Annotated in this window: 11 protein-coding genes and 1 pseudogene; 8 read left to right on the forward strand and 4 right to left on the reverse strand. The window is 33.0% G+C overall.

What is annotated here, in order from left to right; all coding sequences use genetic code 11:
- The 3 genes from ACIQ2S_RS06535 to ACIQ2S_RS06545 form a co-directional block, all read left to right on the forward strand.
- Positions 1 to 705, forward strand: a 705-nt coding sequence (locus ACIQ2S_RS06535; RefSeq protein ID WP_396174144.1) for a helix-turn-helix domain-containing protein, incomplete at its 5' end; no start/stop codon positions are given.
- Between the two features lie 252 nt (positions 706 to 957).
- The gene (locus ACIQ2S_RS06540) at positions 958 to 2901 is read left to right on the forward strand and encodes a hypothetical protein (RefSeq protein WP_396174146.1); all 1944 of its coding nucleotides are present in this window, start codon (positions 958 to 960) and stop codon (positions 2899 to 2901) included.
- Positions 2901 to 3392, forward strand: coding sequence for a hypothetical protein (locus tag ACIQ2S_RS06545; protein ID WP_396174149.1), 492 nt, complete (start codon positions 2901 to 2903; stop codon positions 3390 to 3392). Before ACIQ2S_RS06540 ends, ACIQ2S_RS06545 begins: the two co-directional genes overlap by 1 nt.
- A gap of 68 nt (positions 3393 to 3460) precedes the next feature.
- Here the strand turns inward: ACIQ2S_RS06545 and ACIQ2S_RS06550 are convergent, their stop codons facing one another.
- Both ACIQ2S_RS06550 and ACIQ2S_RS06555 read right to left on the reverse strand, forming a co-directional pair.
- A complete protein-coding gene (locus ACIQ2S_RS06550; protein WP_396174151.1) occupies positions 3461 to 3844 on the reverse strand; it encodes a DoxX family protein in 384 nt (127 codons plus the stop codon).
- Positions 3845 to 3849: 5 nt separating this feature from the next.
- Entirely contained in the window at positions 3850 to 4998 is a 1149-nt protein-coding gene (locus ACIQ2S_RS06555) for an ATP-binding protein (protein WP_396174155.1), read from the reverse strand.
- A 122-nt stretch (positions 4999 to 5120) separates the two neighbouring features.
- On the opposite strand from ACIQ2S_RS06555, the gene ACIQ2S_RS06560 reads away from it, so the two are divergent.
- The 5 genes from ACIQ2S_RS06560 to ACIQ2S_RS06580 all read left to right on the forward strand — a co-directional run bounded on the left by ACIQ2S_RS06560 (position 5121) and on the right by ACIQ2S_RS06580 (position 11618).
- Complete coding sequence (locus ACIQ2S_RS06560; RefSeq protein WP_396174158.1) at positions 5121 to 6644, forward strand: SPOR domain-containing protein; 1524 nt, start codon at positions 5121 to 5123, stop codon at positions 6642 to 6644.
- Between the two features lie 140 nt (positions 6645 to 6784).
- Positions 6785 to 7972 (forward strand): phosphoglycerate kinase, encoded by a 1188-nt coding sequence (locus ACIQ2S_RS06565; RefSeq protein ID WP_396174161.1) that lies wholly within the window; start codon positions 6785 to 6787, stop codon positions 7970 to 7972.
- A gap of 101 nt (positions 7973 to 8073) precedes the next feature.
- Positions 8074 to 10029 carry a LysM peptidoglycan-binding domain-containing protein gene (locus ACIQ2S_RS06570; RefSeq protein ID WP_396174164.1) on the forward strand — a complete coding sequence of 652 codons (1956 nt, stop codon included), beginning with the start codon at positions 8074 to 8076 and terminating at the stop codon, positions 10027 to 10029.
- Between the two features lie 43 nt (positions 10030 to 10072).
- The gene (locus ACIQ2S_RS06575; RefSeq protein ID WP_396174166.1) at positions 10073 to 11047 is read left to right on the forward strand and encodes a DUF4837 family protein; all 975 of its coding nucleotides are present in this window, start codon (positions 10073 to 10075) and stop codon (positions 11045 to 11047) included.
- Between the two features lie 124 nt (positions 11048 to 11171).
- On the forward strand, positions 11172 to 11618 hold the full coding sequence (locus ACIQ2S_RS06580; RefSeq protein WP_396174172.1) for a GNAT family N-acetyltransferase: 447 nt from the start codon (positions 11172 to 11174) through the stop codon (positions 11616 to 11618).
- On the opposite strand, the gene ACIQ2S_RS06585 is transcribed toward ACIQ2S_RS06580, so the two are convergent.
- Positions 11615 to 12436 (reverse strand): OmpA family protein, encoded by an 822-nt coding sequence (locus ACIQ2S_RS06585; RefSeq protein ID WP_396174169.1) that lies wholly within the window; start codon positions 12434 to 12436, stop codon positions 11615 to 11617. The two genes, ACIQ2S_RS06580 and ACIQ2S_RS06585, sit on opposite strands and share 4 nt — an antisense overlap.
- A pseudogene (locus tag ACIQ2S_RS06590) lies at positions 12436 to 12737 on the reverse strand (peptidase S41); the annotation flags it as partial. The gene ACIQ2S_RS06585 and the pseudogene ACIQ2S_RS06590, both read right to left, overlap by 1 nt.

Genomic DNA, 12737 nt, shown 5'->3' on the forward strand with positions numbered 1-12737 from the left:
TCAGAAGAAATAGATATTCCATTTATTGCTGAACGAATCCAAGCTGCTTATGACTATTTTTTCCCAAAATTAGATGACGTTTTGTTTGAATTATTGCTGAAAATGGAGGAAGTCGTCCGTCGCAAACGAGTCAAAGAATTTTATGCCGAGCTATATGAATTGGAAGAAAATTTAACCAAAGCCATACTGCAATTGTTCAAAGCATTAAAAGTGGTGGAAATACTATCAGAAGGGAGAGAAATCAACAAAGAAAACCTCAGTTCCGAGTCGATTAGAAATTATCGAAACAAGAAAATCGAAGCAGTACAAGCACATTTCAAAACTTTAAAAACAGAACTAATCGAAGAGGATGAACGTGATTTCGACCCTTATCACTACTTGCCAAAAAGTAAAAAGGCAAAAATAAAATCTGCCACACCCAAAAAATCAACCGTTCAGGAAACCTATGAATTGTGGCAGCAGAAAAATTCGGTGCATGACATTGCTAAAATTAGGGTTTTAACCACGCAAACCATTTACGGACATTTAGGAAAATTGATTCAAGCAGGAACAATTACCTTAAACGAGGTACTTCCCGAAGACAAAATCAACCAATTATCCAAAGCATTTGAAGGCTATACAGAAGAAAGTCTCAATGCTTTAAAAGAGAAAGTAGGTGCTGAATTTACTTGGGAAGAATTACGATTGTTTAAATCGAGTTTGTGATTGTAATTATATTAGATTGGTTATCAAAAATAATTTTTGAAAATTACAGACCTAAGCGATAAAGAACAAATCAAGTAAATTAGTTGAATAATAGAATTGAAAATGTCAAGTTAAAGACATTGTTAATATTAAATTATCCAGAATCTTTTATTTTGTTTTTTATTGAACTAATTTAAATGTTAAATGTTTTGGTTTTAACAAATATTTTCTTGGTTAATTAATTTCGATTAATTAATTTTAAAATAATCACTAATGTCTTTCAAAAAAATCAATTTAACGCTGGCTAAAAAATTGAAAAATTACCTTTTTTTGTGTCTTGTTTTTTCAATATTCTTTTTCACAAGTAGTTGTACAAAAGAAGATTTTACTGAAGAAATAAAAGACGAAGTAACCAATACACCAAATTCAATTACCGGAAAACATTATCAAGGCAAAGAAGCTTTTAATTTTGTTAACGAGAAAAAGTTAAATGAAATTATTGGGTCAGGTCAATATAGAGATGAATATGCCTTTACAATTGATTATTCGGAAGTTATTCAAGTGATTGAAGAAAATGTTGGAGAGAATATAACAATTAGAGTTAATCATCCCAATCAAAAACCTTTTATGTTCTATAATTTGGTGATTTCTACTTCGCTAAATGGAACAACTGCAAGGTTATTAGAGTATACAATGACACCTCGTTTTTTTAATAGTTATTCGCGTGGACTTACAACTATTCAAGAGTTTGAAGGACTAGTTCTCTCACAATTAATGTATACATCCTATCCGTGCGAAGACGAGGAAGACGAAATGCTTATCATTGCTCCTTATGGTGATTATAATTTGGTTAATCCCACCACTGGAACAACAAGCGGAATAAATCTTATCAACACAGGTTTTCTTTCTGGAAGTTATTCTGGAACAACGTTTAGCGGTACATCACCAGCAAGTCCCGGGTCAGGAGGAGAAAACGACCCATCTACGTTTCCAAATTTTACAGATGGGTTAGGCAACTTTTTTAATTCTGTTGGTTCTGCATTTAGTGATGCCTATGAATGGACAGGAAACACCATCAGAACAATTTTTAGATGGATTCGTAATTTATTTTGTGGTTCCTGTAGCCCTAGGTCAAGTATGGCTAGAGGACCTGCAGATCCAATTATTATTATTGATGACAATGCACCTCCTGCAACTACCCCCACACCACTAGAACCATGTGATTGGTTTTACTCCAATTTTGCATTGTTTCAAGTCAATACATTAGTTGGATACAACCCTAACAATGATTTAACACCTGAAGTTTTGAATTGGTGGGATAATATTGCAACAGATCCTACTAAAGTATCGCTTTTGAATTATTTGAATAGTGAGCCTTTTATAAATCAAAACACTTGGCAAGTTTTTTTTCAATTAGTGAATTATTTATTGGGCGGTGGGAATCAAAATTTCGCAAATGATATAATTAATTATTTACTACACTATGATGATGTAAACATTGTAGAAGTTGATTTGAATAATAGAATTTTAATTGACGAATCTTTCAAAAATAATGTAAAGGCTTATTCTACTTACAATAAATTAAAACAAACCAATACTTTTAGTCAGTTATTATTAAATTTTGAAGGTGACAACTCCTTAATACCTCTAACATTTAAAGTTGGTAATGTTGCAAACTGTGCAGGCAACGGTGACCCCAATGGTTGCACACAATTAAAGTATGATCAATTACCAAATGGAAATGCAATAAATGGTGTAATAACTATAACTATTGACGAAAACTATATAAATTCTCAAAACACGCCTATTTTATTGTTAGGAAAAACGATTGTTCATGAAGCAATTCATGCTAATATTTCATATTATATATATGTTATTGAATCAGGGGGCGATCCAAACAATTCAAATTTTACAACTGCATATGAAGCATATAGAGCTACAAAGGGGTGGCAACATAACTATATGGCCAATTTCTATCTTAATACAATGCAAGATGCATTAGCTCAATTACATCCTTTAATTGGTGACCAAACATTCATTAATTATATGAATAATTCTTTCCCAAATATAGACTGGTATGATTTTTATTTAAAAATAAGTATTTCAGGATTACACAACACTACCTATTACAATAATTTGCCCCAAGAGGTAAAAGACTTGATAAATATTTATCTTTACGATACAAGAGCAAACTCAATCAAAACAATCTCAAACTGATGAATTTATATAAAAACATAATTTACAGTATTTTATTCTTAAGTTTTAATTTTTCAGTCGCTCAAAAAAGAGACACTTTATATCTTTTACTTAAAAAAGATTATGAAAGAGTTATTAGATTGGAGTTTAAAAATTGGATTGGAATTAATGATACAGATAATACAAATAAAAATGAGATAATTTATTATAAAGTAACTAAATCCAAAAAAAAGAGTGAACAATCTGATTTATATTATGATTTTACCTTTTTTAATCAAAAATCAACACTGTATAAAGAAAAAGACCGACCTCCCTTAAAATTGTACAAAAATAAACGTTTTTTAAAAAAGATTAAATCAAAGACAATTCCAATGTCAAAAATTGTTGAGTTAGATTATTTAGAAGTGCTTGAAAAATATAGAAACGACAATTATGTGTTTTTTTTAATTGATGAAGCTGATTTTAAAGGAAGGAAAATTATTATTAGGGAAGTAATTATTGTTTTCCCCTAGAACCCTATAGAATTGGAAAAAAATTAACTTTTTTATTCATTTGTATCGTCCTAAACCAAGTTTATAAATCAACTCAACAAATAAACCGCACCAACCGCCACAATAAAATAAATAACAATCGTTCGTGCACCATCGTAATCTTTGGCTAATCGTTGTCCGAAAAGCAAAAGCAATAAGGTCACGCAACTTAAAATTGCGGCATAAAAACCATAGGTTCGATCGCCATTTTGCAGTAAATTAAAAATACCGGCAATAGCAAGAACACCAATTGATAATTCTAAAACCAGGATAATTCCCAAAGCATGTGGAACTAAATTTTTTAAGACGGTTTTCGAAAAATGGCCTTTTAACCAAGTAACATTGTCTTTCCAATAAAAAAGTTTGTCGTAACCGGATTGAACAAAAGTGATGGTTAAAAAAAGCAGGAGTAAAATTGAGGCGGGATTATTCATAGTCTTTATTTTTTATGAATTAAACGGGTTAGCTTGATCGATAAGTCAGTCAAAATTATTTTCGGATTGCCATTGCGTTCAATGTGATAAATAGCATCGGAAAGCTCTTTATAAATTTCAATAATGTTGTTTCCGTTAACAAAGGGTGCAAAATTCTCGAGTTTGAATTTTTCAACCTTTGGTTCAATATATACCAATGATGTTGCCTGATAGTTTAATAACAAGGCCTGGCGAAACATTTCGGTGCAATAGGTTAAAAATTTCTTTTGTGTTTCACGTCCTAATTTCGCAATTTCTTCGCTCCAAAGAACTAAATCTTGAATAGCAGAAGCATTTCCTTTGGCACGAAATGCCGCACGAACCCACAAAACAAACCACTGCTCAAAAGGTAATTCTTCATTGTCATCGCTCAATAATTTTAGAGCAAAATTGAAGTTTCCTTGAGCCTGATGGGCAATTTTTGTCGCTGTTTTTATGTCCAAACCTTTTCTTTTAACCAATTCTTCAGCGATTAATTTCTCAGGAATAGCATTAAAATGCAATACCTGACAACGCGATCGGATGGTTTGAATAATGTCTTCCTCATTTTCCGAAATCAAGATAAAAACGGTCTTTTCTAGAGGTTCTTCCAGAATTTTTAAAATTTTGTTGGAAGCTTCAATATTCAATTTATCTGCCATCCAAATAATCATCACTTTAAAACCGCCTTCATACGATTTTAAAGCTAGCGTTTTTAAAATTTCTTGTGCATCCCCAACCCTAATTTCACCCTGTTTGTTTTCTACATTCAACTGTTTGAACCAATCAAACAGACTCCCGTAAGTATTATCGGTTAAAAACTCTTGCCAATCTTTAAGAAAATCGATGCTTTTTGGTTTCGATTTTACATCATCAGTTGTAACGGTGGGATAAATAAAATGCAAATCAGGATGAGCAAAATGACTGAATTTTAAATTACACGCTTCGTTTCCTCCTGAATTTTCCCCATTGCTATTTCCACACAATAGATATTGAGCATACGCAATAGCCATCGCCAATGTGCCACAACCTTCCGGCCCAATAAACAATTGAGCATGGGGAATTCTTCCCACTTCGACACTTTTTGTCAAATGGTTTTTGATGAGTTCTTGACCTACTATTTCAGAAAAAAGCATAAAGCAAATATAAATTAAAAAAAGAATGATTGAATCAAACAAAATTTGGTTTTTTAAACCGACTTGTTTGCAAAAACAATTAAATTTGTTGAAACGTCTTTAATTACTTTTTAATTATATCAATGGTAAGAAAAAAAATCACCACCTCGATAGTTGTTTTTTGTATACTAAATGTATCTTTTATTGCGGATGCTCAAGTTTCAAAATCATTCCAGCCAAGATTTCAATCCTATGTAAAAGGCAATATTGTAAGTGTCTCAAATTCAATAGTGAATAGAAATGATGGTTCAGGAAATTCCAATGATGTTTATTCTGAAATTGGAAGAGACGCAAAGTTAAATGATGAATTTGTAATGGAATATATTGACATTGATAACGATTCTAAAACTTTTTCCTCAAGTAGTGCCGCTTTAAAAATAGAAAATGCTAAAGCGGCTAGAATTCTTTATGCCGGACTTTATTGGTCGGCTACCTATAAATTTGAAAAGGGAAAACAAAAAAAAAATAAGAAGTTTATTGCCGTAGATAAAAATAGAGAAACATTTGAAACGATATTGTTAAAAATGCCCAATCAAGAGAGTTATCTCGAAATAAGCGGAGAAATTATTTTTGACGGAATTAACGAAGAAGCTTTCAGCGAAAGTGCTCCATATGCGGCATATGCTAATATTACCAAAGAACTTCAAAAACTCGAAAACCCAAACGGCAATTACGTTGTTGCAAATATTAAAGCAACGAACGGCACCATTAGTGGAGGTGCTTCAGGAGGGTGGACAATGGTAATTGTTTATGAAAACGAGGAAGAAACCGGAAAATTCATTACTACTTACGATGGTTTTGCAGGAGTTACAGAAAAGTCAATCGAAATTGAATTTTCAGGATTTCAAACATTACCAGAAGGTGAAGTTAAAGCTCAATTATTGGGTGCTGCATTGGAGGGAGACAGAAATTTAAAAGGAGATGAATTACTTTTTAAATCTGCTGAAAATCAAAATTTCACACCGTTAGAAAATGCATTGCGAGAGAAAAATAATTTTTTTAATAGCTCAATATCTAATGAAAACGCTTCAATTTCCGAAAGAAATCCAAATAGTACAAATACTCTTGGTTATGATTCGTTTGTAATCTCAATTAGTAATCCGAATAATGCAGTGATTGCCAATAATACGAAGGAAGCAATCATTCGATTGAAATCAACTGGTGATCGTTACTTCTTTTTCTTTTGTGCACTGAATATTGAGGTAGTAGATCCTAATAAATTGTTGGAAGTAGCAAAGGCAGAGGACAGTGTTACAAAAGAAACGGAAATAAATGAACCAAAGCTTATCGTTTCACAAATACCACAACCGGATAAAAATTCCAGAATAGAACCTATTCAATCACCTTCAATTACAATTGATTCTGAAAAAAAGGGATATTATTTAATTGCTAATGTTTTTAGAATTCCAAGTAATGCGGATCGATTTGTTAAAAGACTGAAAGATAAAGGAATAGATGCGGGTTATTTTATCAACCCAAATAACAATTACCGGTATGTTTATGTAAGTAGCCATGAATCATGGAATGAAGCAAGTGAAATGTATTTTTCAAATGCAAACAATCGTTATTTTGACCATTTGTGGATTATGACAATAAATGTCAATTAAAATTTTAAAAAACAATGAGTGCCTGTATCTTTTAGTTGGCATTAGTTTTTAATCATGATTGTCAGACGGTGAATAATCTAGCGTGCAAACAGTTAAAATTAATTTACAAATAACTACTTTTGTAAAAACCAATAAAAAAAATGAAAACTTTAAACGACTTTAATTTTGCTTCAAAAAAAGCTTTAGTCCGTGTTGATTTTAACGTTCCGCTTGACGAAAATTTCATTGTGACCGATACCAACAGAATCGAGGCCGCAAAGCCAACAATTGATAAAATTTTAGCCGATGGAGGAAGTGTAATTTTAATGTCGCATTTAGGCAGGCCTAAGGGAAATCAAGATAAATATTCGTTAAAGCATATTGTTAAAACAACTTCGGAAGTTTTAGGAATTCCCGTAAAATTTGCAGCAGATTGTATTGGCGAAGTGGCCGAAAAAGCCGCCGCAAATTTAAAACCGGGAGAAGTTTTATTGTTGGAGAACCTACGTTTTTATCAAGAAGAAGAAGCTGGCGATGTTGATTTTGCAAAAAAATTAGCTTCATTAGGCGATATTTATGTGAATGATGCTTTTGGAACCGCTCACCGAGCTCATGCATCAACAACCATTATTGCTCAATTTTTCCCAACCAGAAAGTGTTTTGGATTGCTCTTGGCTAAAGAAATTGAAAGTTTAAATCGAGTTTTAAAAAACAGCGTGAAACCGGTAACAGCTGTATTAGGAGGCTCAAAAGTATCGTCCAAAATAACTGTCATCGAGAATATTTTAGACAAAGTAGATCACATGATTATTGGAGGAGGAATGACTTTCACTTTTATCAAAGCTTTGGGAGGAAAAGTGGGTAATTCCATTTGTGAAGATGATAAATTGCAATTAGCTTTGGATATTCTGCACATGGCCAAAGAAAAAAATGTACACATTCACATACCTGTAGATGTTGTTGCCGCAAACGCTTTTTCAAACGATGCTGAAACACAAATATGTGATGTACGTCAAATTCCTGACGGATGGCAAGGATTGGATGCAGGACCAAAATCGTTAGAAAATTTCAAAGAAGTGATTATGAATTCCAAAACAATTCTTTGGAATGGACCTTTAGGCGTTTTTGAAATGGAATCCTTTGCTAATGGTACCATTGAATTAGGAAATTATATTGCGGAGGCTACCAAAAATGGAGCATTTTCACTCGTAGGTGGCGGTGATTCAGTTGCAGCGGTAAAACAGTTTGGATTAGAACCAAAGATGAGTTATGTATCAACAGGCGGCGGAGCCATGTTGGAAATGCTTGAAGGCAGAGTTTTGCCAGGAATTGCTGCGATTTTAGATTAAATTTTCACATTTAACAATAATTAAACATTTTTTGTCGTTCGTATAAATTAAGTTTGTAATTCCCCAAATATCAGCAAACTAAATAATTAACCTAAAAAAGAATGAAAATACAAAATACCACATTAGCTTTGTTATCATTAGTGTCGGCAACTATTTTTGCTCAAGATACTGCGATAGTGACCACTAAAATAGCAGAGCAGCAACCAAAACTTACGTATCTTGATTCCATTAAAAAATCATTTATAAATCATGAATTGGCTACTTGTGTAGATGATCGAGTGATGAAAGAAATGATTAATCAGGATTTGTTTAACGAATTAACTTCAGATATTCAGTCGATAGATATAGACCAAAATGTGGATTATGATTTGTCAACGCAATTGTTGAAAGAGCGTTTAAAAATTCTGGACTCTAAATCAGATTTTCACATAGAATACAACAAAGGTTTAGAAAACATCATCAAACATTACCTGAAAAACAGAAAGAAATCGTATGAACGATTAATGGGACTTTCCCAATATTATTTTCCTGTTTTTGAGGAAAAATTAGCTAAATATAATGTTCCTCTCGAGATTAAATATTTGGCCATTGTTGAATCGGCATTAAATCCGAGAGCGGTTTCAAAAGCCGGGGCTACAGGCCTCTGGCAATTTATGTATGGAACAGGAAAACAGTACAATCTCGACATTAATACGTTTGTAGACGAACGAAGCGATTTATTGAAATCAACAGAAGCTGCTTGTCAGTATATGGTTAATATGTATGCAATCTTTGGTGATTGGGATTTGGTTTTGGCTTCTTACAATGCCGGACCGGGAAATGTTACCAAAGCCATCAGAAGATCAGGCGGCAAGCAAAATTATTGGAATATCAGACCTTATTTACCGAAAGAAACACAAGGGTATGTTCCGGCATTTATTGCTACCATGTACATTTACGAATTTCATAAAGAGCACGGAATTGTTCCTCAAAAAGCGGTCGTAAATACGTATGCAACCGATACTATTTTGGTTCGTAATAAAATGACTTTCAAGCAAATTTCAGACTTGTTGGATATTTCTGTAGCAGAATTGCAGTTTCTAAATCCATCTTTCAAAAGAGATTATGTGCCTTTTATGATTGATAAAAAGCACTACCTTCGTTTACCACTAGATAAAGTGGCCGTTTTTACCTCTAATGAAGATAAAATTTATGCCTATACAGAATATGATTTTAGTAAACGCGAAAAAGCATTTGCACCATCAAACGAAGTCGCTTCCTCCGATTCTATTTATTATTCAACACAAACCAAAACCAAATACCATACCGTAAGAAAAGGGGAGACCTTAGGGGGAATTTCAAATAAATACGGTGTTTCACTCGCGAATTTAAAAAAGTGGAATGGCTTAAAATCGAACAATATTGCTTTAGGCAAAAAGTTGAAAATTGTTTCTACTGAAAGCGTTGCAATTGTTCAAAAGCCAAAAGCAATTCCGGCTGTGCCAAAAGACACTTTGAGTCAACCTAAAATCACTACTTCAGATTCTTTAAAACAATATGTTGTTGTAAAAGGGGATAATTTGAATAGCATTTCCAAAAAATTTGATATCTCAACAGAAGAATTGAAAGATTGGAACAACATGGACAATGACAACATTTTAGTGGGAAGCAAATTGACAGTATCCAGTCTGAAAAGTACTCCAACGGATTCATTAAATTTCAATGAATATGTTGTTGGACAAGGTGATAATCTGAATACAATTGCCAAGAAATTCAATGTATCAGTCGAGGAGATCAAAAAATGGAATGATTTAGACTCGGAAGCATTAAAATATGGTACAACCTTAAAAATAGTTAAAACTGCCGAAAGTGAAACTGCCGTTGCTCAAGTTAAAACGCAAAAGCCTGATAAAAAGCAGAATTACAAAACAGAATCGATATATGTTGTAAAAAAGGGAGATTCTCTTTACAGTATTTCTCAAAAAATTCCAGGTGTAACAGTAGCCGATTTGAAAAAATGGAACGGTATTAGTGGTAAAAATATTCAACCGGGAATGAAACTCAAAATAAATGGTTAGATTCGCACATTGATTTTTAGTTTTTCCACTAACAATATACTCAATGAAAAAGTTTTCCATTCTTTTTTTGCTAGCCTTACTTAGTTTTTCTTGTAAAGAAGAAAAGAAAGTCCAAAACCTGAAAGCTTCGTCAGGAAAGATCAACACCTTGTCTGTAATTATTGCTAACCAGTTGTGGAGCGGTGAAGTTGGAGATACCATCCGTAACAAATTTGCTGCACCGGTTGATGGTTTACCCCAACAAGAACCGCTGTTCAACATTAGTCAGTATGATCCAAAACTTTTTGAAGGATTTATGACCAACAGCCGAAGCATTATGATTGTATCAAAAGCAGATACAAACCGTTTTGAAATTAAAACTAATGTATATGCTCAACCACAAAAAGTAGTATATATTTCAGGTCAAAATATTTCAGATATTGTTCAATTAATTGAAAATAACAGTGCTGAAATTATTAAATCAATAAAAGAGAGCGAAATTGCAGAAAATCAACGAAGAATCAAGCTTTCGTTGTTGAATGTTGATAAAATTAAAAAGAAATTTGGGGCCACTATCAATATTCCATCGGCCTATAAGTACATTATTGATGAAGAAAAGTTTTTTTGGATACGAAAAGAACTTCCGTCAGGTAATACCAGTATTTTAATTTACGAAGTGCCGATTTCGGATATCGAAAAAGACACCAATATTGTTTCGAATATTATACAAATGCGAGATACAATCGGTAAAAAATTTATCGAAGGGACATTGCCAAATACTTTTATGGTAACTGAACAAGCGTATGCTCCTTATCTTTTTGAGGTTACCTTAGACGGTAAAAAAACCTATGAAACCAAAGGAACTTGGGAATTGAAAAATGATTTTATGGCAGGACCATTCATCAATTATGCCATCAAAGATGAAAAAAACAACCGCTTTTTGGTCATTGAAGGATTTTGTTACAATCCTCCTACATCCAAAAGAGATTTGATGCATGAATTGGAATCCATCATCAAATCAGTCAAAATATTGAAATAATAGTACGCTTTCTGTCATGCTGTCCCGAAGATTCGGGATGTTTCAGCATCTCATCTCGTCTTTAAGATATAGAATCTGAAACAAGTTCAGATTGACAAAAACGCAATTGGAATATCCTATCACAATGGAATTAAAATTTGAAATAAAGCGTTTTAACGAACTTTCAACCCAAGAACTCTATGTTTTGTTGCAATTGCGGAGCGAAGTCTTTGTAGTGGAGCAAAACTGCGTCTATCAAGACATTGATGGGAAAGATGCAAAGGCCATTCATCTTTTAGGAACCTATAATAATGAATTGGTGGCTTATGTTCGCATTTTTAAACCCGGCGATTATTTTGAACAAGCTTCTATTGGAAGGGTTGTTGTCAAACAAATGTACAGAGATAGGAAGTGGGGTTACGACCTAATGAAAGAAGCGATTCAAGCCACCGAAACGGTTTTTAACGAAACAAAAATTACGATTTCTGCTCAATTGTATTTGAAGAAGTTTTACGAGAGCTTAGGGTTTAATCAAACCAGCGAAATGTATTTGGAAGATGATATTCCGCATATAGAAATGAAACGCTCTTAAATCTTCGTAATCACCAATTCCACTCTTCGGTCCAATTCGGTGTTTTTACCCAAAGGCTGGGTGTTGCCATAACCTTTGAAAGTCATACGATCTTTTGAAATTTTCTTGTAGATCAAGTATTTATAAACCGATTCGGCACGGTTGGTTGATAATTTTCGCTTTTTAGTATCCTTGTCGATAGCTTCTCTTTGGTTGGGTGGAGTACAGCAAACATGCCCCTGAATTTCAAATTTCAAATTTTTATATTTCAGCAGCATACGTGCGACTTTGTCAAGTTCTAGCTTTGACTTGTTGGTGAGTTTACTGCTTCCCCTTTCAAAAAGAATGTTTTCTAAATAAATACGGTCGCCAACAACATGCGTTTTTTGAATTGAATTGTAAAATCCCGGAATATGTAAATCTTCTTTGGGTTGCGGTTTAAAATTGATTACCACATCCACACGTCTATTTTTGGAGCGTACCTCCGGCAAATTTTCAACAATATCATCGTCTATTAAAATTCTGCCTTTTCCTTCAATGGTAATAATGATTTTATTTTTTATTCCGTTTTCAATAAAAAGATCTCGTACTCCATTTGCACGATTAGTAGACAATTTTTTGTTATAGTCTTCTTTTCCAACGTCATCGCAGTAGCCAAATATTTCAATGCTTTCAATAGTAGTACTGTCTGTTTTTTTGATGAAATCAATTACTACTTTCGCTTGATCTGCATCAATTAGATAGATGTTCGTGTCAAAATAAACCGATTGAACCACTTCTTCTTGGGCGGAAAGACCAAAAAAAGTGAATAGCGTTAGTATCCAAATATATTTTACCATCAGTTTTTTAGTATTTTGCCATAGTCGGCAGGGTTATTTAACAGTGAGGTAGCCTTTTTTACTTCTGAATTGTTTTTGATATAAAAATCATAAAGTCCTTCTTTGTATTGGTATCTTTTAATTAATTCTTCCTGAAGCAATTCTTTAATCTCTGATTGATTTTTATTTAATTGATTTTCTTCACTTTTTTGCAAAGCAACCAACAGATTTTGGTATTCTGCTTGAATAGAACCGTCAATTTTTTCTTTTTGAGCGGTTTCAAAGGCTAGTTTTAATTGTTTTTCGGTTTCAGTATCAAACG

Source organism: Flavobacterium sp., assembly GCF_044371705.1.
GTDB lineage: Bacteria > Bacteroidota > Bacteroidia > Flavobacteriales > Flavobacteriaceae > Flavobacterium.

Bases quoted from the DNA above. Each gene is read 5' to 3' on its own strand.
- ACIQ2S_RS06540 (WP_396174146.1), top strand. From the start codon at position 958: ATGTCTTTCAAAAAAATCAATTTAACGCTGGCTAAAAAATTGAAAAAT.
- ACIQ2S_RS06580 (WP_396174172.1), top strand. From the start codon at position 11,172: ATGGAATTAAAATTTGAAATAAAGCGTTTTAACGAACTTTCAACCCAA.
- ACIQ2S_RS06570 (WP_396174164.1), top strand. From the start codon at position 8,074: ATGAAAATACAAAATACCACATTAGCTTTGTTATCATTAGTGTCGGCA.
- ACIQ2S_RS06565 (WP_396174161.1), top strand. From the start codon at position 6,785: ATGAAAACTTTAAACGACTTTAATTTTGCTTCAAAAAAAGCTTTAGTC.
- ACIQ2S_RS06550 (WP_396174151.1), bottom strand. From the start codon at position 3,844: ATGAATAATCCCGCCTCAATTTTACTCCTGCTTTTTTTAACCATCACT.
- ACIQ2S_RS06575 (WP_396174166.1), top strand. From the start codon at position 10,073: ATGAAAAAGTTTTCCATTCTTTTTTTGCTAGCCTTACTTAGTTTTTCT.
- ACIQ2S_RS06555 (WP_396174155.1), bottom strand. From the start codon at position 4,998: ATGCTTTTTTCTGAAATAGTAGGTCAAGAACTCATCAAAAACCATTTG.
- ACIQ2S_RS06585 (WP_396174169.1), bottom strand. From the start codon at position 12,436: ATGGTAAAATATATTTGGATACTAACGCTATTCACTTTTTTTGGTCTT.
- ACIQ2S_RS06545 (WP_396174149.1), top strand. From the start codon at position 2,901: ATGAATTTATATAAAAACATAATTTACAGTATTTTATTCTTAAGTTTT.
- ACIQ2S_RS06560 (WP_396174158.1), top strand. From the start codon at position 5,121: ATGGTAAGAAAAAAAATCACCACCTCGATAGTTGTTTTTTGTATACTA.